The organism is Methylobacterium sp. R2-1 (genome assembly GCF_014191355.1).
Lineage (GTDB): Bacteria > Pseudomonadota > Alphaproteobacteria > Rhizobiales > Beijerinckiaceae > Methylobacterium.
This window is the reverse complement of sequence record NZ_JACHWM010000029.1, coordinates 1-22,758: the sequence shown is the minus strand read 5'-3', so window position 1 is coordinate 22,758 and position 22,758 is coordinate 1. Positions and strand designations below refer to the sequence as shown.

The following is a 22,758-nucleotide window of genomic DNA, read 5'->3' as shown; positions in this document are numbered from 1 at the left end:
TTTCTTTGGTGAGGTCTCAAGACGGCCACGGGCAGCTAAGTAGCTGAAAAGATTGGAACGGGCGCCATTAGGCGGCGAGCGGCGGCGGGCGCACGCGACATGAAACGCGACATGGATGCGACGAGAGGTGAGCATGGGCGACGAGCAAAATTCCGACCTGTTGCAAGGGTATGAGGCCATCGGCCGACACCTTCACATGAGCCCCGATGCGACGAAGCACCGGGTGAAGTCAGAGGGCATCCCGGTCTTTCGCATGGGGCGCATCGTCTGCGCCCGGCGCTCGACACTGAACGCGTGGCTGGTCGAGCGCGAGGCAGCCGCCCACACCTCAAAGGGGAGAGTTTAGAGCGGCTGCCCGATGCGGCTGCGGCAGTACTCGGCACGATCCTTATACTGCGCTTCCTCGGCTCTCAGGGCGTCGCGCTCGCGCTCGTCCCGCACTTGCTCCTGCTCACGAAAAAGCTTCATCGCTTCCTCGTCCCAATACCTGGCCTCCGCCTCCCATAAGTCGTTCGCGCGCTGCTGAACGCATTGGATGCGCGGGTCGCTCCAAGGCTTGGTCATGGCCACCTCGTTTGCCGCAGCTTCATTCTTTCGGCTTGAACTCGAAGAGTGGGGTTGCTCCCAACCGCAACCTCTCTTGCTCGTTCAGCCAGATGGCCCACTTGTCGATACAAGTCATGTCTTCAGAAATGGGATTGGTGTCGCTGAACCTAAACTCCACAAGATTGATGCGTGCTGGGCGAGAGTGTGGGCGCGGACTATCACCATTTGCTCGCAGCACAACTTGGCCATCTGAGACTGCAATGGTTCCGGCGTTATCGTACCTATCTGTGTTGCCGGGATAGGCATACAGCCCCAAGTCAAGATCCAGCACCCAATCCCTCCCGAAAGTTCTAATCCTTTGCTCCGGCCGAATTTGTGTCCAAAGAGGATGAAAACCGTCAAGTCCTGAGCGCAATAGCACTGCGGCAACGAGCTGATCGCCTTCTTGTCTCTCAAGGGCAATACCTAGCGACGGACCCGCTATATCTGCGGTGAACAATTCGCCTGGAGCGGCCTGCGCGATATTCTTTATCTCAAAGCGGTTTGTGATTGGCATCTGAAATCCCCAACAAACGAGGGGGGAAGCCTAGCACAGCCGGCCATTGCATCAACGCGGCAGAAGCTGCCGACTTGAGCGCCCCCGCATCGCAAGCCGGCGCCAACATGCCAGCGGCGCGCCTTAACGAGGAATTGGTTATGCCCGAGACACCCCAGCCCCGAGCCGGGGCGCTGGTGCCGCTCACCTATGGTGGCAAGCCCATCCACGACCGCGGCGAGACCGTGAGCCTCACCGACATGTGGCGGGCGGCCGGCTCACCGAAGGACAAGCGCCCGAATGACTGGCTGGCGCTCGGCGGCACGATCGAGTTCGTCGCCGCGGTGGAGGCTTCGTTTAATGCCGGTCAGGACGGCATTATCAGGGGCGAGCGAGGTCGGGGCGGAGGCACCTGGAGCCACTGGCAGATCGGCCTCGCCTACGCGAAGTATCTGAGCCACGACTTCCACATGTGGGCGAACACGGCCGTCCGGGACCGGATGCGAGAGGCGCACGAGACGCCCCGGATCGCGGGCAACCCCGGCGACCCGGCGACCGTCCTTCAGGTGATCCAGCACCTTCAGGCTCAGATCGCAGCGCAGGGCCAACGCGTCGCGGCGCTCGACCGGCTGGAAGGCGCAGAGGGCTCCCGCTGCATCACCGACACGGCGAAGCTGCTGAAGATGTCCCGTGATGCCCTGACGCGCTGGATGGTCGAGCACCGCTGGATCTACCGGCGGCCCGGAACCGACGCGTGGGTGGCCTACCGGGACAAGGAGCAGGCCCTGCTCTTGGAGCATGTCCCCTACCACTACGCCGGCCGGGACGGCACGCCCCGGGTGAAGATGCAAGTGCTCGTCACGCCGAAGGGCCTCGCGAAGCTCGCCGCCCTCCACGGACGCCAGCTCGACGCCTGACCGACGATCGCAAAGGAGCGACCCATGCCGAACGACGACGGAACCCTCACGGCCGAGGAAAGCCGGGCTCTCGACGCCCTCGTGATCGAGGTCCGCGCTTGGATCGAGGAGGCGGCAAAGCGGACGAGCCCCGAGGCGGCGGCATCGGCCGCGCTCCTAGCCGGCTTCCATGCCTATGAGGATGCGCAAGGGACCATCGCCCTCGCCGACATGATCGAGGGCTTGAACGAGGCCGCGCAGCAGAAGCTTGCGGACGGCCCGCCCATCGACCTGAAGCACTGAGGTTCGCCATGACCCTGAAGACGCTCGGCCCCCGCCTCGCCACGCTCGACAGCCGCACGGCCCAGCCACCGGCCCGCACCTGGGAGGACCGGAAGGCCAGCGAGCCCCGGCAGGGCTTCTACCAATCACCCGAGTGGCGAGCGCTGCGGGAGCGGGTGACGAAGCAGAGGGACAAGCGGTGCGAGGACTGCGGCCGCACTGGGACGCGGATCTACTGCGACCACATCGTGGAGCTTCAGGACGGTGGCGCGGGCCTGGACGAGGCGAACATCCGCCTGCGGTGTGGGTCGTGCCACACCCAGAAGACGGTAGATGCGAGGGCGCGTCGGCTCGGGCTGCGATGACAACACTTATAGATATATGAGACCTCAATATGCCAGCACTGTAGGCTTGAGATGCCATCACTCAGGTCTCGCAACAAAACTTACGCGTTTACTTTGGAGCCCGTGGTTCGCTTCAGGCCGAAAAAAGAAAGAAACGCCACGGCCGCCGATCCCGCAGCAGTGAGGAATGGCCAGAATTCCATTGCCTCGGTGGCCCAAATTTTACATGTTTCCAATACAGTGATCTCGATTGGAATTCGCTTCTTGAAGCTTTTAATGTACACAGGTTCCAGGCTGCCTCCGAGATCGACATCGGAGGTGAGTTGTATGGTGAGCAGGACAAGTCCACTCTGTAGGCCTTCCACATCCCAAACCCATTCCACGTTCTTCAATCTAGCAAACTGACGGCTAGCAGCTTCGCCGCCGCGCAGGCTGATTTTGACCTTGTCTGCCGCGCCGTATAGCTTCGCCTGAACGTACCGGCCCACTTCGACCCTAGCTTTTTCCTTCGAGCCGGGTACAGCACTCAGTGCAACTTCAGATGTTCCCTCTCCCTCAACTTCCAGCACGAACACGACTTGCTCAGAGCGCTTATAAAATAGCTTTTCAGGCCACTTGTACTGGACACTTAGAGGATCTAATTTTCCTAGGATTGCACTGCGTTCAGCTGCCGCATTTCCTTTAGTTGCGGACTGGGGGCTGGGCTCCGGAAGCCATCTGCTCCACGTTTGAGGCTGGCGCGACAAAGTGACCGTAGTCAGCCCGTACGCAAAGAGGGCCAGCGCAGCGATCATAAAAGCCCAGCCTAAGCGAAGCCTTCTCGACGACATCGGACGCTCCATCTCAGAGTGCTTATTCTCTCGTCATGTGCATGGCAGCGTGCGCATCCGGCAGGTACCCACAAAAAGTCAATCAATCGACGAAGATCTGTTTCTGCTGCAACCCGAAGCGCAAAGCAGGTCTACGTATTGGAGTTCCGTGCGTGTCGTATGTTGCCTCCTAGCTATCGAAATCTTTGACGTAGGTCGTCTTCCAGTGGACGCCGCGATTTTCCGAGGAAGTCGGAAAGTGGCGATACCGCTAGGCTGGTTCGTCGGATCGTCGGATCGTCGAGCGGGGGGGCTCCAAACCTTACGGAGCCAGGGGGTCGGCATCGCATAGGGTCCCATTCGCAGATTTTTGCTGCCCTAGAGGTTTTGCAGGGGTGCGGAGTTCTGCGGTCTCGGCCGCCGCCTGCCGATTTTTCACAAGGTTTTCAGCGCGCCCCGACCGCTAGAAAGCCCTTTCGCCTCAGCGTTTTGGCCTCTGCGGTGCCTAAGGTCGGCTAAGGTCTGCACCGGCCGCCCGCTCCGCTAACCTCCGCCTCGAAACTCCGCACTCAGTGCGCAGCAACTCCGCACCTGCGTGTGCCGGGCCGTGTCGCCCGCACCGCGGGCCGCGAGCGCATGCCATCCACCCCCGCCACCGGAGAAGTACCGATGTCCCGAGACGACTACGCGTCGTTGAACGAAGACCTGCGCGACGAGCCGATGCAGGCCGAGGTGCGCGACACGCTGAAGGCCATGGTCGAGCGCGGATTGCCACCGGCAGAGGTGGCCGAGGCCGCCCTGGCTGTTGCGGCGGCGCTCTGCTTCGACGTGGAGGGCGCGGGCAGGACAGCGGTTCGACTGCTGACCGCTGGCGCCGCCCTGGCGAACGCCGCGCCCGAGATCCAGGCCGAAGCGGCTGTGGCTCGTCTCCGCGCCAGCCTCCCGAACCATTGACGGAACACATGGCCTGCCGCTAGGTTGATAGGCGTTCTCGATCGGCTCTGCCGTCACCGTGTGGCACGGGGCGGCTTCGACGAGGCACCTTGCGGACGGCGATGCCGGGCCGCTCACGATCGCGGCCGTGACCGCGTTCCAGTGCGCTGCCGGCCTAGTGCCTGATGGCATCGCTGGGCCGAAGACGCAGGCCGCCCTGCAGAAGGCCGACATCAGCGAGCGGCGCGAGGCGCCCGAGAAGCCCGGCTGGCTTGTTCTGGCTGAGGGTGAGCTCGGCATCCGCGAAGGCGCCGGTGCGGCGAATAACCCCCGCGTCGTGCAGCTCTTCGCCGATGCGGGCTTCTCCGGCATCAAGCAGGACTCGGTTGCGTGGTGCGCTGCGGCCGTCGGCGCCATGCTGAAGCGGGCCGGTCACAAGCCCTCCGGTAGCCTTGCGGCGCGCTCGTACGAAGCGTGGGGTGTCGGGCTGAAGGAGCCGGCCCTCGGTGCGGTCGCCACGAAGAAGCGGGGCAACTCGTCCTGGCAGGGCCATGTCGGCTTCGTCGTCGGCGCCAACACGAGCCAGATCTTCCTGCTCGGCGGCAACCAGGGCGACGTGTGGAGCATCGCCGCCTTCCCGCGTAAGGAGTTCACCGCATTCCGCTGGCCGGCCGACATGCCGCTGCCGGCGACGATCGCGGGAGCGCGCTCGGGCGTGAGCGAGGCGTGAGATTAGCGGGCCGGCCACTTGGGGGCATTTGGGCCGATCCACTAATCGCCGGCCTGATAGAATCAGCGCGGCTGTTAGTGACCATGCGGTGGCTTTATTCTTCAGGCAAGGCGCCTTGACCCCTTGCTTTAGAAAAATTTTCCCGAGCCGGCCGGGTCCGCTGCGCATTCCCACCATCAGGACCACCACCATGACCCGTGTGCTTCTGCTCGCGGCGCTGGCGCTCGCCTGTGTCGCGTCTCCCGCTCTCGCCGCCGAGGTCGCCACCGTCGGCGACAAGCCCGTGCTGATCCCGTGGGGCGACTGGCTCGTCGCGCTCGCCGTTTCCCTGCGCGAGCCGATCCTCACCATCCTCCTGCCGATCATCGCGGCCTACATCATCCAGGCCATCCGCAAGGTCTATCCGTGGGCGGCCCTGTTCCTGACGCAGAAGCGCGTCGAGATGATGCTCAAGGCAGGCGTCGGCTTCGGCCTGAATGCGGTGCAGGACGCAGCCAAGGGCAAGACGCTATCGGTCAACGTCGCCAAGCCGGTGATCGCCAAGGACACGCAGTACGTCATCGACACCGCGCCGCCCGCCGTCATCAAGGCGGCCGGCGGCGCCGATGGCATCGCGGCCCGCATGTTCCGCAAGCTCGATCTCGACGAGCACGCCAGCGAGCAGGCCGTGCTCATCCCGGCGCAGGAGCAGATCAGCACCGGCACGGTGGACGCCGACGAGCTGCGCCGCATGGACGAGATGACCCGGCGATAGGCAGGAGGGGCGCATGCCCGGCTCGAACGGGGGAGCACGCCGGCCGCTCCTGCCCATGCACTCCGCCGGCCCCTACAGCACCTACCGCCTGTTCGAGTGGTGCATGGCGACGATGATGGTGCTGATCGCCTTCACCCTCGCCATGCCGGGTGACACCATGGAGCGCAATGCGCTGAAGCCGATCGCCGAGATGGGGTTCAGCGAGGCCAACATGGCGCTGATCTTCGGCTGTGCCGGGAGCGTGCGCATCATGGCGCTGTTCCTCAACGGCTACATCAACAACGTCCGTGTCGGGCCGAGGGACGCCTATGCGAGGGCGATCGGCGCCGGTGTCGGTTGCCTCATCATGGGCCAGTTCGCGATGGCCCTGATCTATGATGCCTTCACTGTGGCACTCGCACCGAGCTTCGTCATTCCGGTGTTCGGAACGCTCGCCGGGTTCGAGGCGATTTCCGTCTACATCGCCGTGCTGGACGGCGTGTCTCGCAAGAGCCGGATCGGCAAGGCTCTAGCGGCACTTGAGGAGGTTCGGAGCTGATGGACTGGCTCACCTTCCTCAAGGACGTGATCGCGACCCAGCAGTTCCTTCAGGTCTTCGTCGGCGGCTGCACCATGATGCTGATCGGCTGGATGGTGACGCGGGCGCGCGGGGACCGCGAGCACCTGCCACCGCCAGCGCCGGCCAGCCTCGCCGATGTGCCGCCGCCCTTCCTGCAGGGGCCGCGCGAGGCGATCGACCTGATGCGGGAACTGCGCGATCTTGCCCGACGCCAGACCGAGGACACCGGCCGGATCGCGGAGTGCGTCCGCGTCACCCGCGAGGAGGCGAAGCGGCAGACCGAGCTCCTGGGTCTGATCGAGCGCGAGCAGGCGATCGAAAACCGGGCGCATCATGATCGGGACCGGTCGTGACATCCTGCTTCGTCGCGGTCACCTCGGCGGCTATGCCGGTGATTCAGACTGACGCTTGGTACCCGCTCGCAGGGAGCCGCTTCCGACCCTTCTAGAACATTCCAACCGCGTGCCTGCAATCCACACTGTTGACCCTTTGCCGACCTAGCGCGTCTCCACTCGGAGTGTCAGCTATACAGCCTTAAGCAGACGCTTCGCGGGCGGCCATAACGTCAGCCCCGGCGGCCCACTTGTCAGCGGCCTCGCCCTGCCGCCGCAGGCTGTCGCCGCGCATCTGCTCGGGACGTGAGAACCGGATGTAGGAGTAGCACTTGGGCATCGGGCGTCCGGAAGTGCGGAGGCCCGGTGGTCGACGCGGCGCTCCTGGTTCAGCGAGGAGGATGAGGCGTCGCGGCTATCATCGGGTGAATGCCCTTGCGGATGGATGCCCCCAGATGGGCGGGTAGGACGCGGGCGCCAAGACCAGTCCCGCAATTCTCCCTACCGGTTTGGTCGGTGGGGCGGAGAAGGCTCCGCCACCTGAGGTGGAGACATGGCAATGGGCCGCCACATCGCATGTCGTGGCCCATTTGCGACAGGCTCGTACCCGGCCATGTCGCGTACGCGCAGTTACACTTGGACTTGCCGCTGCACCTCCGCAGGCGCGTCGTGCTTGGACAAATCGGTGCTGATCTCGCGCACGTCGATGCCGGGGGCCGATTGTCTGAGCTCGGACGCCGCCTTGGCGAGCTTCTCCTCGCCGCGAGCGACGAAGACCATATTCCGGACGCCGCGTGCGGCGAGTTCGAAGGCGATGGCGCGACCGATGCCCGAGCTCGCTCCGGTGACGAGAGCCGTCGAGCGAGAGTAGTTGATGTTTTCCAACTTCATGCGCTTCCTCGATTAGATAATTTGCAGGCAGACGCGCCTTCGCTGGCGCCTTATTCAGCTCGGCCTAAATATTTCTGAATACTCTACAGTGCCGACATTGGTTTAGACGGAGAAAGAACAACGCTTGCGAGGCAAGATAGCCACGAAGAATGTCGTCGTCCTGTCAAAAATTGACCTGACTATCGCGAGTATTCATGGCATGGGCGGAAGCTGCATTTCCCTGCGGAGGGCCTTGTCGAAGGCGCCCGCCGGAACGAACCGGCGCAAGAGGCTGACCTGCCGCGCCTTCGGTCCCGCGGTGTAACGGCGTTTGGGCGTCTCCGCGGTCGCCGCCTTGACGACAACCTTCGCGACGTCCTCGGGCGCATCGGCGGTCTTCATGATCTCGCTCAGGAACCGGTCGCGCCCGGCGCGCTCCGCCTCGTAGATTTCGAGGGGCTTGTCGGGCCGGACCAGGTTCTGGTCGAAGGCGGTCCGCGTGAAGGCGGGCTCGACGAGCACGACGCGGATGCCCTGGCCGCGGACCTCGTGGTCGAGCGACTCCGAATAGCCCTCGACCGCATGCTTGCTGGCGCCGTACAGCGCCATGTAGGGGGCCGGTATGAAGCCTTGCACCGAGCTGACGTTGATGATGCGGCCGCCCTTCTGAGTACGCATCAGCGGGAGCACCGCCTGGGTCGCGCGGATGACGCCGAACAGGTTCACGTCGAACATGGCCTGAGCTTGCGCGATGGAAGTTTCCTCGGCAGCACCGCTGATGCCGAAGCCAGCATTGTTCACGAGCAGGTCAATGCGGCCGGTCTTGCCGAAGACCGTCTCGACCATGTCGGTGACGGACGCTTCCTGTGTGACGTCGCAGACCAGCATACTTATCACGCTCCCCGCGGCGGGCACGGATTTCCGGCTTGTCCCGAACACGCGGTAGCCTTCAGCCCACAAGGCTTTGGCGGTCGATAACCCGATGCCGGAGGTTGCTCCGGTGACGATTGCGGTCTTGGTGCTGCCCTGGGTCACGATGCCCTCCCGTTGAGGCGACAGGCGGACTGCCGCACGGCTCAATACATTACGACCATAATTTTAATTGACAAGCCGCGACGAGTGAATCGGCGCAGCCCGCCAAATCCCGAGGCCCTGGGCGCCGGGTTCCCTCTATCGGCGAAGACGAAGCCGCCACGGGGATGTCGGCGGCTTCTCGCATCGAATGGTGCGGAGGGTTTGGGTGCACCTCGTTTAACGCGCCGGCACTTCGATGCGAGCGCCCCACACGTTGATCACCTGGGAGGGCGTGTCAGTCGCGAGGCCTTCGCTCTCGACCACGGTGCCAGTGTTGCCAGACACGTAGGCGCGCTTGGGAGCGTCGGAGCGGTCATCACGGTATGTGTCCCGCTCAGAGCCCGCGACCCTGCCTAGGCCTACCTGCGAACCAGGGACGTTGAACGTATGACCCCACCCCTGGAAGGTGCGCCCTTCCTGGGCGGTGGCTGAGGCGGTGAAGCTGGCGGCGATTGCGGCAGCAGCGAGAATGGAACGAAGGGTCATCGGGGTTCTCCTCATCGAAGGAGCGTTCGGCCCGGCCAGTCCACCCGGGACCGGTGCCTCCGCTTCCTGCAGCAACGTTGATATAAACCTATTTCAGCGGATCGCCGTGCGCCAACACACATGGTTGATATAAACTGTTCTGGGTAACCTGCCTGGGTCATCGTCCCTGGTTCTGTCAGTCGGCACGCCACGCCTATATAGTTGGTATCAACCTTCCGGTGGAGCTTCCATGGCGAGAGACCCCGTACTGACCCCGACGATGGCCGCATCGGTCGAACAGAGTTGCCTCAGCTTCACGGCGCAGAAGGCCGCGCGCGCCATCGGACGCAGGTACGATGCCTCCCTTCGGCCGACAGGGCTGTCGAATTGGCAATTCACGTTGCTGATGATGCTGGTGCGCGAAGAGCCGCCGACCATCAGCGCCTTGGCGCAGCACCTGGCGACGGATCGTACGACCATCACGGCCAACCTGAAGCCCTTGGAGCGTCGCGGCCTCGTGAACGTCCAGGGCGACGCCGAGGATCGGCGTGTCAGGCGGGTCGTGCTCAGCGACGAGGGCCGCGCGCTGCTGACCGAGGCGTATCCCCTTTGGCAGGAGGCTCAGGAGGCCTTGGCCCGGCAGCTCGGCAAGGTCGATCAAGACGCCTTTCGTGCCGCCGTAGCGACCCTGACGAGTTGAGTCCGGCTGAAGCGTCCCTCGTACCGAGGTTGCTTCCGTTCGAGCGCAGGCTGAGTTCCGCCTTTCACCCGGCGTCACCGGGATCGAAGTTCGTTTCGGCGCGCGAAGGCAAGGCTGCACGCAAGTGCCAACAGCCCGAGCGCCGGGACGGCCATCACGAGCGGGTCGCCGGCGCGCAGGTGACTGACCGCACCGCCGGCCATCAGGACAGCCAGGAGCAACGCACCGTACGCGACGTACCCCCGGATCCATAGCGAGACCGCACCCACCAACTGGGCGACACCCACTGCGTACATGAACCATGGCGCGTAGCCGAAGCGTGCGAAGTTCGAGGTCTCGAATTCGGACGCCGCGAGCTTCATCCCTGCCACCACGACGAAAACCGTCGTGAGCAGGGACCGGAGCGCCCGGTCGCCGAGTTGCCGCCCGCGCAACGTGATGGACATCCTTCTGGTCCCTTATGGCGCGAAAGTCAGCGCCTCCAGCCCGTGGCGGGAGCTAGCGTTCTCGGAGTTGAGGAGGGTGAGCAGAGGGCGTCGCTCGGGAACATCCTGCCCGTTGCGAAGGCCGCCGAGTTGACAAGCCCCATGGTGACGAACCCGGCCGACAAGGCGATGAAGGTGTCGACGAGTCCGAGCGCCGAGGCCAACCAGGCGCCGCCCAATGCGACCCCCATCCGAAGGAGGCTGGCGGCGAGCGGCCAGCCGACGCGGCCGGCGCCCTGGGCGGCGAAGTAGAGGGCCAGCCCAAACCCGAAGAATCCGTAGAACGGGCCGACGACGCGGAGGTAGAGCGAGCCTGTGGCGAGCATCACCGGGTCGTCCCCGAACAAGCCGAGCCACGCGGCCGGATGCAGGGCAGCCGCGAGTCCGATGGCCTCCGTCAGGACGCCGGCGATGAGGGCACCGGTCAGGGCGGCCTGACGGGCACGGGCATGGTCGCCGGCTCCCAGGGCCGTACCGACGATGGCGGCGATGGGCGAACCGAGACCGAAGACGAGGGGGACCAGGAGGTATTCGAGCCGCGCGCCGGTTCCGTAACCCGCCACCGCCGCCGGCCCCGCCGCCCCGACGAAGCCGGTCGCCGCGATGACCGTGACGTTCGAGGTTATGCTGGCGATGCCCGAAAGCACCCCGATGCGCAGGATCTCGCGCGACGGCCCCCAAGCCAGATCGGGCAAGCGCCGGCTCGGGCGCAGGACGCCGCGGCCGGACCAGATGTAGGCGGCGAAGACCGCGGACCCCGCGGCGTAGTAGGTGGCGAACGCCACGCCACCGCCCGCGACGCCGAGCTCGGGCAACGGTCCCCAACCGAAGATGAGCGCGGGCGAGAGCGGGATCAACACGATAGCCCCGACGCAGGTGACGATGGCCGGAAGCACCATGTTGCCGGTACCGCGGATCACAGCCGACAGCGCGTTGAACAGCCAGATCAGGACCGCCCCGCCGAAGACGATGGATGCGTAGGTGGTCGCGGCACGGAGCGAGCCGCCGGTCCCGCCCATCAGCGCATAGAAGGCCGGCCCCAATGGCAGGGCGACAAGGCTCGTCGCAATCCCCAGCCCAAGGCCGAGGACCGTCGCATGCCAAGCCAAATCCCCTGCTTCCGTTCGCCGACCGGCGCCCAGCGTGCGCGAGACTGCCGACTGGATGCCGCCGCCCATGCCGCCGGCTGACAGCATCTGGACGAGCATCACTACGGGGAAGACGAGGGCCATGCCGGCCAAGGCATCGGTGCCGAGCGCCGACACGAAGTACGTTTCGATCAGGCCGACCGAGGTCTGGACGATCATCACCAGGATGTTGGGCACGGCCATCCGGGCCAGGATCGGCACCAGGGGCGCTTCCAGCAGCCGACGCGTGCGCATGTCCATGGCGGAGCCCTCACGATTCCCTGGCCTGCGAGCGACGATTTCCGACATCGGCGGACATCCCCAATGGCATCCGCCGGCGCGTGTCGCCGAGCTTGTCTTGCTGCGGCGGGTGGCGCCTCGACCCGGCGGCGGCGCCACCCGTCATGTCTCAGGCCGCCTCGACGGCGAGGGCGATGCCCTGGCCGCCGCCGATGCAGAGAGTGACTAGCCCCCGCCGAACGCCGTCCCGGCGCATGGAATGAAGCAGGCGGGTCGTCAGGACCGCGCCGGTCGCGCCGATCGGATGGCCGTGCGCAACGGCTCCGCCCTCGACGTTGACGATGTCCTCGGGCAGCCCGAGTTCCTTGGCCACGGCGAGCGGCACGACTGCGAAAGCCTCGTTGATCTCGACGCGCTCCAAGTCGCCGAGCGACCAGCCGGCACGTTCCAGTGCCTGGCGCACGGCCGGTACTGGACCGAGGCCGAACAGGCCGGGCTCGCAGGCGCCGACGCCGTACGCGACGAGGCGACCGAACGCGTCCAGGCCATTGGTTTCCGCGAAGATCCGTTCGGCCACGATCATCGCGGACGCGCCCGCGTTCAAGCCCGGCGCGTTGCCGGCCGTGATGGTCCCATCCTTCCGGAAGGCCGGCTTCAGCCGTGCCAGCGTCTCGACGTTGGTCTCGGGACGAGGAGCCTCGTCGCGCGCGAAGGTCTCGACGCCTTTGCGGCCCTTGATCTCGACCGGCGCGATCTCCGCGTCGAACACACCCGCGGACTGGGCCTTCGCGAACCGCTCCTGTGAACGAGCCGCCCAGGCGTCCTGCGCCTCCCGGCCGATCCCGGACTTGAGTGCCACGTCCTCGGTGTGCCAGCCGGAATGCTCGCCCGAGAAGGCATCGACGAGGCCGTCGTTGAGCATGCTGTCGAGGAGCTGGGCGTGACCCATCCGATGGCCCCAGCGCCCACCCTCCATCAGGTACGGCGCCCGGTCCATGTTCTCCATGCCGCCCGCGACCGCGACGTCGTGATGGCCGAGCCGGATCTCGTCGGCCGCGGTTGCGATGGCCTGTGCCCCCGAGCCGCAGACGCGGTTGATGGTCAGCGCCGGCACGGACACGGGCACGCCACCGTTCACCGAAGCCTGCCGGGCCGGGTTCATACGATTGCCGGCCTGCACGACGTTGCCCATCGTCACGCTGCCGAGCCTGCCTTCGTCGAGGCCGGCACGGCGCAAGGTCTCCCTGATCACGACCGCGCCGAGCTCGGTCGCAGCGACGTCCTTGAGGCTGCCGCCGTAACCGCCGATGGCGGTACGGACAGGATGGCAAAGCACGATCTGGCGGGTCGACATCGGCGAAACTCGGGTCGGCAGGGGCGGGCGGCGAAATTTCCGTGCAGTCAACCGGCGGCAGGGCGGGTCCCGGCCGTAGGCAGATCGAACAGGAGGCAGGTCGTGCTTGCGGTCGCGACGAGGCGGCCGGACTCGTCGCTGAGGCGACCTTCGGCCACGGCTTTTTGACGACCGGCGTGGATGACCTTCCCGACGGCCGTCAGAAGGCCGGACCGGCCGGTGGCCGCGCGCAGGAAATTCAACTTGAATTCGAGCGTCGTGTAGCTGCGTCCGACCGGTAAGGTGGAGTGCACGGCACACCCCATGACGCTGTCGAGAAGCGTGGCGAGGGATCCGCCATGGACGGAGCCCAGCGGGTTGAAGAGGTACGCCGCGGCCGGCATGCGCATGGTGGCCGTGCCAGGATCGGCGGACACGAACTCGATGCCGTGCAATTGGATTACGGGCGGTGGCGCGATCTCGCCCGCCAGGAGCGCGTGCAGGAAGTCGATCCCCGCCAGGGCTTGTCCCGCCGCGGCGATGGAACGGGGATCGGCCCACTCGACGACCCTGCGCCGCGAAGGCGCGTGCGTTTCAGGAAGAGCTTCGTCCGTCATCGATGAACCTTCGTGGGGATCTGCCGGTCGTGGAGCCGCGGCTCCACGACCGAGGAGCGACACCGTCGGCCCAAGGGCGAGACAGGTCGGCGGCCAGCTTCCGATGGGCTGTCGGCCCCGAATTATGGCTGTGAGACCGGGGCGACACTTGTTCGGGACCGTCAGTCGCCGCGCTATTGGACGTTCGCGGAGCGGAGATGGAAGCTCGGTGCGTCACGTCCGGCCTCGGGTGGCTTGGACATGAGCCCCAATTGGCCCTCGGAGACCCAGATCCTGTCGCCGGAAACCGTTACGCCGGTGGGGCCGGCGAACTGCCCGATAGGCTCGATCCCGGCACTGTATCCAGAGACCGTGACGCGGCTCAGGGCGCCGCTGCCCTCGACCATGAGGAACCCGTCCTTGAAGGCCCGCAGGCCGTCCGGGAACTTCAGCGGACGCGGCGTTTCGAGCTGCGTGACTTGACCGGCAGCGCTCTGCTTCACCTCGATGCGAAACAGCTCGCCGCCCATGAAGGTGTTGACGTAGAGGTTCCCGTCGGGGCCGAAGGCGATGCCGTCGAGCCCCTTGCTCAGGGCCGGGTCCTCGACGAAGACCTCGAACTCCGTCGCCCCCGGCTTCAAGCGCAGGATCTGCGGGGCGAACGTGTTGGTGACGTAGAGACAGCCGTCGCCGTCGAGAGCGAAGTCGTTCGCGAGCGCCTTGGCGCCGGGCAGCCTGACACTCGTCTTCATGGCCCCGGTCGCGACGTCGAAGGCCTTGACCCACGCCCCTTCGGTGCCGGTCGGCCCCTTCGCTCCCAGGGCCGTGGCGTCGTTCGAAGCGACCCAGAGCACCCCGCGCTTAGGATCGGCCAGCAGGCCGAAGGTGGACCGGGTGCCATGGTCGCCCGGCTTCAGGAACTGCGACACGACGGCCCCGTCCGCGGAGACCTTGAGAACCCCGCCATCCGCGATGCTACTCACGAAAAGAGTGCCGTTCGCGTCCGACGTCACGCTCTCTGGGAAACGGGAGGTGTCCGGCAGCCGCACGCTCGTCGAACCGTCTGAGGCGAGGGCAGGAAAGCTCAAGGAGGCGACGGCGAGCGACAGCCTCACCGCGCGCATGAAATGCCCTCTGCGACGCGCCGAGCGACTTGGCTTCTTCATCGTGCACTCCTCTTGGGTGACTTGGACGGGTCACCGTCCCGTGACCGCCCGATCCACCTAGGAATCAGCATCACCAAAGATGATGATGTTAATCTATTTGGCGGCATTGAAGCGGTCAATGAGGATTTCGCCTAGGTTGGAGCGACCCGCTTCGAAAAGCGGGGTCCCGAGATGTATCAGCCTGCGATGGTCGTGCGCGCCGCCTTGAGCAACTCGTCGGCCAACGCCTCGTCGTCGACGCCCCGCGCCAGCACCACCGCCCCGACCATGGTGGACAGCGCTACGAGGGAGCGCTGCCTGCGACGCTCCTTCGTGCTTTTAGGCAGGGTGTCTGCGATGAGGCCGGCGAGTCCTCTGACCGCGTTGGTGAACCGCGACCGTAAAGCGCTTCCGGAAGGCTCTCGACCGACGTCGTTCACCAGGGCCGCGACGGGGCAGCCTTTCCCGGGTGTCCGGACGTGCCCGAGGGAGAGGTAGTTCTCGATGAAGGTGTCGAGGTTCGCCCGGTATTCGTTACCGATCGCGGCGTCGAACGCCTCAGCCGCGAGGGCATCCTTGTTGGCGAACTGGCCGTAGAAGCCGCCATGGGTCAGGCCGGCGGCCGCCATGATGTCCACGACGCCGATGCCGTGCAGGCCACGCTCCCGGAATAGAGCGGATGCGACCTCGACGACACGCTCTCGGTTGAGCTTGGCTTGCTCCTGCGAGACCCTGGGCATCCTACCGTCCTTCGCCGTTGAAGATGATCATATAGATGCAATGTGTCATGTATTGAAGTGGCTATGGATGTTGGTGCCCCGGTGCGATCCGATGGTCTCGTGCCGCGAAGGAAAACAGTCGACCGGCCTACGCGAGGGGGGCTGGAGCGTAGGCCGGTCGATGCATCGCACGTTCGGAGGACAAACGCGCGATCTCGGGATGCCCCGAAGACGGGGCATCGAAGAGGAACGTGCCGTATCAGGGTATGGCGGGCATCGGCACCGAGCCTGCGCTTGAAACAGCGGCGCCCCTGCGCGGCTCCCGGACGACGCGGAACCAGAGGGCGTAGAGGGCAGGCAGGAACAGCAGCGTCAGCAGCGTGCCGACGCCGACGCCGCCGATCAGCACGTAGGCGAGCGCTCCCCAGAACACCGAGTGGGTGAGCGGGATGAAGGCCAGCATCGCGGCTGCCGCCGTCAGGATGACGGGGCGCGCCCGCCGTACGGTCGACTCGACGATGGCATCGTAATCGGACAGGCCCGCCGCCTGGTCGTGGTGGATCTGGTCGACGAGGATCAGGGTGTTGCGCATCAGGATGCCCGACAGGGCGATCAGGCCGAGGATCGCGTTGAAGCCGAAGGGCTGCTGAAAGATCAGCAGCGTCGGCGCGGCCCCCACCAGCCCGAGCGGGGCGGTGGCGAACACCATGAACATGGCGGAGAACGACCGCACCTGGATCATGATGACGGTGAGCGTCACGAACAGCATGACCGGGAACACGCCCACCAGGGACATCATCGCCTTCTCGCTCTCCTCCACCGCACCGGCCGTGTCGATGCGGTAGCCTGGCGGCAGCTTCGCCTTGATCGGGTCGAGCAGCGGGGCGACCTGCGCGTGGATGTCCGGCGGCTGCTTACCGTCGAGCACGTCGCCTTGCACCCGGATGTAGGTCTCGCGGTTGTAACGCTTGAGCACCGCGTCCTCGGTGCGGCTTTCTAGCCGGGCGACCTGCGAGACCGGCACTTGGCGCCCGTCCTTCGTGGTCAGCGTCAGGTCGCCGATGTCGCCCAGCGAGCGCCGCTCGGGGCCGGGGCTGCGCAGCAGCACGTCGACCGAGCGCAGGTTCTCGCGCACCTGGGTCGCGGGCGTGCCGTTGAGATAGTTCTGCAGCTGCTGGCCCGCCTCCTTCGGAGTCAGGCCGATCAGGCGCAGGCGCTCCTGGTCGAGGGCGAGATGCAGGCTCGGGGTCTTGTTGCCCCAGTCGAGGTGGATCATGCGCATGTTCGGGTTCGTGGCCATGGCCTCGGCGACCTCGGCGGCGATGCCGCGAATGACGTTGAGGTCGGGCCCGACCACGCGGAAGGCGACCGGGAAACGGACCGGCGGCCCGAACACGATCTGGAGCACCCGCACCCGCGCCTCGGGGAAGCGACCCCCGTCGACGAGCTCGCGCAGCTTGACCCGGAGCGCGTCGCGGGCAGCCGCGTCGGCGGTCTGCACCACGATCTGCGCGAAGGCGGGGTCGGGTAGTTCCGGGTCGAACGAGAGCACGAAGCGCGGCATGCCCTGGCCGATGTAGCTCGTGATCTCGCGCGCCTCCGGCAGTTCGCGAACGGCCGCCTCGACCCGCTTCACCGTGGCCTCGGTGGTGGCGAAGGCCGAGCCTGCCGGCAGGGTCACCTCGACGATGAGTTCGGGGCGCTCGGAGTTCGGGAAGAACTGCTGCTCGACCTTGCCCATGGCGACCACAGCGAGGCCGAATAGCCCGACTGTGATGCCGGCGGCCCACCACTTGTGGTCGACGGACATCCGCACGATGCGGCGGAGGTGCTCGTAGTTCCTCGTAGCGTAGATCGCGTCGTGTCCGCCCTCGACCCGCTTGATGTTCGGCAGGAGCTTGACGCCGAGATAGGGCGTGAAGGTCACGGCCACAACCCAGGAGATGATCAGCGAGAAAGAGACCACCCAGAAGATGTTGCCCGCATATTCGCCCGCCGTGGAGGCGGCGAAGCCCACGGGCAGGAAGCCCGCGATGGTGACGATCGTACCGGTCAGCATCGGCGCGGCGGTCGAGCTCCAGGCATAGGTCGCCGCCTCGATCCGGTCGTAGCCCTCCTCCATGCGCACCACCATCATCTCGATGGCGATGATGGCATCGTCCACGAGGAGGCCGAGCGAGATGATCAGGGCACCCAGCGTGATGCGGTCGAAATCGCGACCGGTGAGCATCATCACCACGAACACCGCCGACAGGGTCAGCGGCACCGCCAGGGCGACCACGATGCCGACGCGAAAGCCAAGCGCGACGAGGGACACGAAGATCACCACGCCGAGCGCGGTAAAGAACTTCACCATGAACTCGCGGATCGCGTCGTCGATGACCCTGGCCTGGTCTGTGATCTTGGTGAAATTGATCCCCACCGGCGTCTCGTGGTGGATCGCCACCTCCTCGGCGTTCAGCGCCGAACCGAGGATGAGGCCGTTGTAGCCGGGCTTCATCACGAGACCGAGCATCAGCGCCGGCTCGCCGTCGTTGTGGATCTCGAAGGTCCTGGGGTCCTCGTAGCCGCGCTTGATCTCGGCGATGTCGCCGAGCTTGAGGCTGCGCTCGCCCGCCGCCACGGGAAGGTTGCGGATCGCGTCGAGGCTATCGATGGCACCATCCAAGCGCAGGTACACGCGCGGTCCTGCCGCCTCGACGAAGCCCGCGGGCGTCACGTCGTTCTGGTTGGCGAGGGCGGCCAGGAGCTGTTGGCCGTTGATGCCCAGCGTCGCCAAGCGCTGGTAGGAGATCTCGACGAAGATCTTCTGGGCCTGCTCGCCGAGGATGTTGATCTTCTCGACGCCCGGCACCCGCAGCAGGCGCTGGCGCAGGTCCTCGGCGCGAAGCACGAGCTGCCGGTGCGGCAGGCCCCTGGCCTGCACGGCGTAGAGGGCGAAGTAGATGTCCGAGAACTCGTCGTTGAACAACGGCCCGAGCACGCCGCGCGGCAGGCTGGAGGCTTGGTCCGAGAGCTTCTTCCGTGCCTGGTAAAACTCCGACTGGAGTTTCGACGGCGGCATGTTGTCCTTGAAGATGACCTTGGTCGTCATCAGTCCGGGCCGGACCGTCGTTTCGGCGCGGTCGTAGTAGACGAGTTCCTGCAGGCGCTTCTCCAGCGGGTCGGCGACCTGCCGCTGCATCTCCTCGGAGGTCGCACCCGGCCATGCGGCAGCGACCGTCATGACCTTCACGGTGAAGGCCGGGTCCTCGGCGCGCCCGAGCTTTTGGAAGGCGAAGACGCCCGCGCCGGTGAGCGCGATCAGGAGGAACAGCGTCACGGCCCGCTCGCGGACGGCGAGCGCCGAAAGGTTGAAGCCGCTCACTTGGCAACTCCCGTCAAGCTCGGAGGCGCTTGGCGCACCTTCTGGTCGGCCTTAAGAAGATGGGCGCCCAACGCCACGATCCGGTCGCCCGGGTTCAGGCCGGCGACGACATCGGCGCGCTCCTCGCCCATGCGAGCGATCTTCACGGACTGCGGACGTACGGTCTCGGTGGCGGCGTCGTAGCGCCAGACGGCGGTGCCGTGCCCCTGATCAAACAACGCGGCCAGTGGAACCTCCACCATCCCGGCCCGGACGGCATTGAGGGCCTTGAGCTGCAGGGTCACCGTAGCGCCGAGCGGCGCGGCCTCGCCCCCGCCCGAGAGGATGTAGCGCGCCCGATAGGTGCGCGTGGCCGGGTCGGCTGTGGCGGACAACTCGCGCAGGCGCGCCGGATAAGTCGCCTCGCCTTCGGCGTAGAGCGTGGCCGAAGCCTCGCCCTGGGCGGCGCGGCGGCTGCCTTCGGGCAGGAACACTTCTGCCTCACGCGGCCCGTCGCGCGCCAACCTGACCACGGTTTGGCCTGCAGCGACCACCTCCCCGGGATAGGAGGGCACCTCCATGACGACGCCGTCGGCATCGGCCTGGAGCTCGGCATAGCCCGCCTGGTTCTGGATCTGGCTGGCCTGGGCCTCGGCATTGGCGAACTGGGCGATGGCGGCATCGGCCGCCGCCTTGTTCTGGTCGTAGGTCTGCTTCGAGGTCCAGCCGTCGGCTACGAGCTTGCGGCTGCGCTCCTCGTCGGCCTTGGCCTTGATCATCTGGGCGCGGGCGGCCTCGACGGAGGCGCGGGCGGCGTTGAGTGCGAGGGTGTAGTCGGTGCGGTCGAGGCGCATCAGGGGCTGGCCGCGTCTCACGTGGTCGCCCGGATCGACGAGGCGCTCGAAGATCTTGCCGCCGACCCGGAAGCCGAGGTTGCTCTCGGTACGGGCCCGGATCACGCCTGTGTAACGGGAGACCGCGCCGGCGCCCGGAGCAACCTCGGCGATCTGCACCAGGGGCGGCTCGGGGCTGACTGCTGTCTCGGCAGGCGAGCAGGCCGCAAGGGGCAAGCCGATCAGGCCGATCACCCATCTCGCATCCATAGCCAGTTCCCCCGCGGCCGACTGAGAGTTTGAAATCAAGACCGTCATTTATTATGACCGTCATTTATCGTCAATGGCCTTTGCCCCCGCCGGCCGGCAACTGCGAAACAATCGAAGCCCGAACCTCGAACGTAGGAGCCAGCGAAGCCGGGGACGATGAAGCGTTCTCGAAGCTCAACCCTGCCTTGGAGTGACAATTCCGCTTACGGCCATTCTCGGTCGTTCCGGGCCAATCAGACTGATTTCTGCACCGCAGCCATGCCGAGCATTCTGGTTTCGCGGCAACGCAGACGGCAGCAGCGCAATAGTCAGAGCCAGCGGCGAACCTCGGCCTTGTAGCGGCGGTAGTCGTCGCCGAACTTCGCTTCGAGATAGCGCTCCTCGCGGGCGATCACCTGCGTCTGGATCGCTATCAGCACCAACGGGAGCAAGGCGAAGGTGATCGGCCCGTCGAAGCCGATCGCAAGGCCGGCATAGATAAGCGCCATTCCTAAATACATGGGATTGCGGGTCCACCGATAAGGACCGGTCGTTGCGATGAGGGTCGTTGGCTGTGAGGGCGGGACGTTGGTGCCCAGCCGTCGGAACAGCCCCGCCGCGGCAAGCATCATCGCCGCGCCGGCAACGAACAGCAGCGCGCCCGTCGTGACCAGCAACCGCCAGTCGATGCCGAAAGAGCGCAGGGTGACGAACCGCTCCGCCGCCAGCCCCAACAGCAGCGCTCCCAGATAGACAAGGGGCGGAGGGTAGCGCACACCCGCGCTGTCTGGTTCGACGCCCATGCTCATCCGGTCTGCTTTCAAACCAGCATCGACTGCTGCGCGAAGATCCCTGCCATCGCGCCTTGCCATGATGCCGTGGTGACCGAGGGCATGCCGGGGTTGGCGAGGTCGCCGGCGGCGTAGATGCCTGGCATGCTGGTTTCGCGGCGCTCATCGACCTTGAGGGCGATGCCGAAGGGCGTGCCGACCGTGGCAAGGCTCAGGGTCTCGTGCAGGCTCGCGGACGGCTTGATGCTCGGCTGCGCGAATAGGATGTCGACGTCCGCATCGGGGACGGTGTCGAGCTTGACGGTGGCCTTGTGACCCCCACAACCGACGATCCCGGTGATCCGGCCATCGACGACGGGTACGTTGCGACGCGCCAGGTCGGCCCGGATGTCGGGCGACAGGTCGTGACCATCGGCGAAGACCGTCAGCCTGTCGGTCCAATCGCCGAACAGCTTGGCCTGGCTGTGCGACCGTGGGCCGGACCAGACGAGGCCCCAATGCTGGCCGGCGACCTCGAAGCCGTCGCAGTAGGGGCAGGGCACAACGGACGTTCCCCAGCTTTCGGCAAAGCCTGGGACATCGGGCATCTGGTCAACGACGCCATAGCTCAGGATCAGGCGACGCGCCGTGAGGCTCTCACCATCGCCGGTGAGAACGGAAAAGTCGTCGATGGCGCCGGAGACGCCGTCGGCTCGCGCGCTGACCAGCCTGATCGTCGGGTAGCGCGTCAACTGCCGCCGCGCTTCGGCCAGGATGTCCAGCGGCGGCTTGTGGTCGTGACCGAGGAGACCATGCGAGTGGCCGGCGAAGCGGTTGCGCGGCAGGCCGGTATCGAGGACGGTGACCTTGCGACGGGCACGGCCGAGCTGCAGGGCGCCGGCGAGACCGGCAAAGCTGCCGCCAATGATGATCACATCATCCATGGTGATGGGGATCCCTGACGCGGATGGAGTGGCCTAGCCACTTCGAGAACTGCGTGGTATCCTAATTCGATAATTAGGATACCGTCAAGGACCAGAAATTGATGTCCGAAACCAGCCGGGCTCGGCGCGGCCGCCCCCCCAACGAGGCGCTGCGCCAAACGATTGTCGACGCTGCCGGCGACCTCTTTTTGGAATTGGGTTTTCAAGCGACGACCTTGGACAAGGTCGCTCAGAGAGCAAGAATATCCAAGCTCAGCATCTATCGGCACTTCGAGACGAAGGAGGCGCTATTCAGCGCGGCCATCGCTGCCCACTGCCATCAGTTTGCACCTCTGGCCCTTTCCGAAGGTGTTGGCGGTTCGGCCGAAGATCAGCTCATGGCGGCGGGATCATCCCTGCTTCGCACGCTGTTGAGCCCGGACGTCCGCAGTGTCGAAGCCATGATCATGAATGACAAGACGAACCAGAAGTCGCTAAGCGAGCTCTTTTACGAAGCCGGTCCCGCCCATGTCATAGCCCAAATCGAGGCCCTATTGCGTCAGTTGCACGCGAAGTCGGTTCTGAACGTACCCGATCCTCAGCAGTCCGCCCGCTTATTCGCGGCCCTTATCAAAGGATCAGACCTCCTGATGATCGCACGCTTCGACGAGGCGAGAGCGGAGGATGACAACGAAATCGCATCCTATTGCCGGTCGGCCGTCGCGATGTTCATCGCCGCGCACGGCGGCAACGACCATGCGTGCGGATAGCCTAGGCGCTGAGCCACGGTCGCTCCCGGCTGTTGTTAGTGACCGACTACCGACATGAGGAAGGGATAGGAGGCCCCGAAACGGCGAGGATAAATCTGAAGCCGCTGTCGCGGGAAGTCCAACCTACCAGGCATGCTTAATCGGCCACATCATCAGGATGTCGTGACCGCCCCCGGACTGGCCATTAGATGTCAATGGCAGCCTTCGAGGGCCAAGCGGCCATTCCAGCGGCGTATGCCGAAGGTCCAGAAGTGGCGCGATCCTGACGCTCAGATTGCGCCTTAGGAACTGCCGCTTTCCACCCCTAGCGGACGATGACTTTGCGCATCGGCACGCACTCGTCAGCGCGTTCCGCCGCCTGCGGCCGATAGCCCTCAAAGCGTTCCCATCCTG

The 22,758-nt window shown here is 65.6% G+C and carries 27 protein-coding genes; 11 read left to right on the top strand and 16 right to left on the bottom strand.

Translation table 11 applies throughout. From position 1 onward, the window contains the following. Window positions 1-133 precede the first annotated feature (133 nt). Window positions 134-346 carry a DNA-binding protein gene (locus FHU13_RS26545; protein WP_183438821.1) on the top strand — a complete coding sequence of 71 codons (213 nt, stop codon included), beginning with the start codon at window positions 134-136 and terminating at the stop codon, window positions 344-346. On the opposite strand, the gene FHU13_RS26540 is transcribed toward FHU13_RS26545, so the two are convergent. Both FHU13_RS26540 and FHU13_RS26535 read right to left on the bottom strand, forming a co-directional pair. Then, on the bottom strand, window positions 343-564 hold the full coding sequence (locus FHU13_RS26540; protein ID WP_183438820.1) for a hypothetical protein: 222 nt from the start codon (window positions 562-564) through the stop codon (window positions 343-345). The two genes, FHU13_RS26545 and FHU13_RS26540, sit on opposite strands and share 4 nt — an antisense overlap. A 22-nt stretch (window positions 565-586) precedes the next feature. Further along, window positions 587-1,102 (bottom strand): hypothetical protein, encoded by a 516-nt coding sequence (locus FHU13_RS26535; protein WP_183438819.1) that lies wholly within the window; start codon window positions 1,100-1,102, stop codon window positions 587-589. 140 nt (window positions 1,103-1,242) lie between these two features. On the opposite strand from FHU13_RS26535, the gene FHU13_RS26530 reads away from it, so the two are divergent. The 3 genes from FHU13_RS26530 to FHU13_RS26520 are packed head-to-tail and all read left to right on the top strand — an operon-like array spanning window position 1,243 to window position 2,624. Further along, window positions 1,243-1,998, top strand: coding sequence for a phage antirepressor KilAC domain-containing protein (locus FHU13_RS26530; RefSeq protein ID WP_183438818.1), 756 nt, complete (start codon window positions 1,243-1,245; stop codon window positions 1,996-1,998). Between the two features lie 24 nt (window positions 1,999-2,022). Next, window positions 2,023-2,280 carry a hypothetical protein gene (locus FHU13_RS26525; protein ID WP_183438817.1) on the top strand — a complete coding sequence of 86 codons (258 nt, stop codon included), beginning with the start codon at window positions 2,023-2,025 and terminating at the stop codon, window positions 2,278-2,280. 8 nt (window positions 2,281-2,288) lie between these two features. Continuing rightward, window positions 2,289-2,624, top strand: coding sequence for an HNH endonuclease signature motif containing protein (locus FHU13_RS26520; protein ID WP_183438816.1), 336 nt, complete (start codon window positions 2,289-2,291; stop codon window positions 2,622-2,624). 80 nt (window positions 2,625-2,704) lie between these two features. Here FHU13_RS26520 and FHU13_RS26515 read toward each other — a convergent pair whose 3' ends face one another. After that, complete coding sequence (locus FHU13_RS26515; RefSeq protein WP_183438815.1) at window positions 2,705-3,397, bottom strand: hypothetical protein; 693 nt, start codon at window positions 3,395-3,397, stop codon at window positions 2,705-2,707. Between the two features lie 684 nt (window positions 3,398-4,081). Here FHU13_RS26515 and FHU13_RS26510 point away from each other — a divergent pair. The 5 genes from FHU13_RS26510 (at window position 4,082) to FHU13_RS26490 (ending at window position 6,741) form a co-directional block, all read left to right on the top strand. After that, window positions 4,082-4,366: a hypothetical protein gene (locus tag FHU13_RS26510; protein WP_183438814.1), complete on the top strand. Its 285-nt coding sequence runs from the start codon at window positions 4,082-4,084 to the stop codon at window positions 4,364-4,366. A 58-nt stretch (window positions 4,367-4,424) separates the two neighbouring features. Then, on the top strand, window positions 4,425-5,075 hold the full coding sequence (locus FHU13_RS26505) for a TIGR02594 family protein (RefSeq protein WP_409518539.1): 651 nt from the start codon (window positions 4,425-4,427) through the stop codon (window positions 5,073-5,075). Window positions 5,076-5,265: 190 nt separating this feature from the next. Further along, window positions 5,266-5,829, top strand: a complete 564-nt coding sequence (locus FHU13_RS26500; protein ID WP_183438813.1) for a hypothetical protein — start codon at window positions 5,266-5,268, stop codon at window positions 5,827-5,829. 13 nt (window positions 5,830-5,842) lie between these two features. Beyond that, on the top strand, window positions 5,843-6,367 hold the full coding sequence (locus FHU13_RS26495; protein ID WP_183438812.1) for a hypothetical protein: 525 nt from the start codon (window positions 5,843-5,845) through the stop codon (window positions 6,365-6,367). Further along, complete coding sequence (locus FHU13_RS26490; RefSeq protein ID WP_183438811.1) at window positions 6,367-6,741, top strand: hypothetical protein; 375 nt, start codon at window positions 6,367-6,369, stop codon at window positions 6,739-6,741. The genes FHU13_RS26495 and FHU13_RS26490 overlap by 1 nt, the downstream gene beginning before the upstream one ends. Before the next feature lie 609 nt (window positions 6,742-7,350). Here the strand turns inward: FHU13_RS26490 and FHU13_RS26485 are convergent. The 3 genes from FHU13_RS26485 to FHU13_RS26475 form a co-directional block, all read right to left on the bottom strand. Then, window positions 7,351-7,611 carry an SDR family NAD(P)-dependent oxidoreductase gene (locus FHU13_RS26485; protein ID WP_183438810.1) on the bottom strand — a complete coding sequence of 87 codons (261 nt, stop codon included), beginning with the start codon at window positions 7,609-7,611 and terminating at the stop codon, window positions 7,351-7,353. A gap of 192 nt (window positions 7,612-7,803) precedes the next feature. Then, complete coding sequence (locus tag FHU13_RS26480) at window positions 7,804-8,625, bottom strand: oxidoreductase (RefSeq protein WP_183438809.1); 822 nt, start codon at window positions 8,623-8,625, stop codon at window positions 7,804-7,806. Between the two features lie 216 nt (window positions 8,626-8,841). Further along, window positions 8,842-9,150, bottom strand: coding sequence for a hypothetical protein (locus FHU13_RS26475; protein ID WP_183438808.1), 309 nt, complete (start codon window positions 9,148-9,150; stop codon window positions 8,842-8,844). 229 nt (window positions 9,151-9,379) lie between these two features. Here FHU13_RS26475 and FHU13_RS26470 point away from each other — a divergent pair, with 229 nt between their 5' ends. Continuing rightward, a complete protein-coding gene (locus FHU13_RS26470) occupies window positions 9,380-9,829 on the top strand; it encodes a MarR family winged helix-turn-helix transcriptional regulator (protein WP_183438807.1) in 450 nt (149 codons plus the stop codon). Window positions 9,830-9,903: 74 nt separating this feature from the next. Here the strand turns inward: FHU13_RS26470 and FHU13_RS26465 are convergent, their stop codons facing one another. The 10 genes from FHU13_RS26465 to FHU13_RS26420 all read right to left on the bottom strand — a co-directional run bounded on the left by FHU13_RS26465 (window position 9,904) and on the right by FHU13_RS26420 (window position 21,616). Beyond that, complete coding sequence (locus tag FHU13_RS26465) at window positions 9,904-10,275, bottom strand: DoxX family protein (RefSeq protein WP_183438806.1); 372 nt, start codon at window positions 10,273-10,275, stop codon at window positions 9,904-9,906. 26 nt (window positions 10,276-10,301) lie between these two features. Continuing rightward, complete coding sequence (locus tag FHU13_RS26460) at window positions 10,302-11,702, bottom strand: MATE family efflux transporter (protein ID WP_183438805.1); 1,401 nt, start codon at window positions 11,700-11,702, stop codon at window positions 10,302-10,304. Between the two features lie 148 nt (window positions 11,703-11,850). Beyond that, window positions 11,851-13,035, bottom strand: a complete 1,185-nt coding sequence (locus tag FHU13_RS26455) for a thiolase family protein (RefSeq protein ID WP_183438804.1) — start codon at window positions 13,033-13,035, stop codon at window positions 11,851-11,853. 47 nt (window positions 13,036-13,082) lie between these two features. Further along, window positions 13,083-13,631, bottom strand: coding sequence for a PaaI family thioesterase (locus FHU13_RS26450; RefSeq protein WP_183438803.1), 549 nt, complete (start codon window positions 13,629-13,631; stop codon window positions 13,083-13,085). A 173-nt stretch (window positions 13,632-13,804) separates the two neighbouring features. Further along, complete coding sequence (locus tag FHU13_RS28120; RefSeq protein ID WP_246714899.1) at window positions 13,805-14,593, bottom strand: hypothetical protein; 789 nt, start codon at window positions 14,591-14,593, stop codon at window positions 13,805-13,807. Between the two features lie 359 nt (window positions 14,594-14,952). Next, on the bottom strand, window positions 14,953-15,495 hold the full coding sequence (locus FHU13_RS26440) for a TetR/AcrR family transcriptional regulator (RefSeq protein ID WP_183438802.1): 543 nt from the start codon (window positions 15,493-15,495) through the stop codon (window positions 14,953-14,955). Window positions 15,496-15,733: 238 nt separating this feature from the next. Beyond that, on the bottom strand, window positions 15,734-18,841 hold the full coding sequence (locus FHU13_RS26435; protein ID WP_183438801.1) for an efflux RND transporter permease subunit: 3,108 nt from the start codon (window positions 18,839-18,841) through the stop codon (window positions 15,734-15,736). Beyond that, on the bottom strand, window positions 18,838-19,923 hold the full coding sequence (locus FHU13_RS26430) for an efflux RND transporter periplasmic adaptor subunit (RefSeq protein ID WP_183438800.1): 1,086 nt from the start codon (window positions 19,921-19,923) through the stop codon (window positions 18,838-18,840). The genes FHU13_RS26435 and FHU13_RS26430 overlap by 4 nt, the downstream gene beginning before the upstream one ends. Before the next feature lie 308 nt (window positions 19,924-20,231). Further along, on the bottom strand, window positions 20,232-20,705 hold the full coding sequence (locus FHU13_RS26425; RefSeq protein WP_183438827.1) for a methyltransferase family protein: 474 nt from the start codon (window positions 20,703-20,705) through the stop codon (window positions 20,232-20,234). A gap of 17 nt (window positions 20,706-20,722) precedes the next feature. Continuing rightward, window positions 20,723-21,616, bottom strand: a complete 894-nt coding sequence (locus FHU13_RS26420) for an NAD(P)/FAD-dependent oxidoreductase (protein WP_183438799.1) — start codon at window positions 21,614-21,616, stop codon at window positions 20,723-20,725. A gap of 101 nt (window positions 21,617-21,717) precedes the next feature. On the opposite strand from FHU13_RS26420, the gene FHU13_RS26415 reads away from it, so the two are divergent. Beyond that, window positions 21,718-22,365 (top strand): TetR/AcrR family transcriptional regulator, encoded by a 648-nt coding sequence (locus FHU13_RS26415; RefSeq protein WP_183438798.1) that lies wholly within the window; start codon window positions 21,718-21,720, stop codon window positions 22,363-22,365. The last annotated feature ends 393 nt before the right edge of the window (window positions 22,366-22,758 follow it).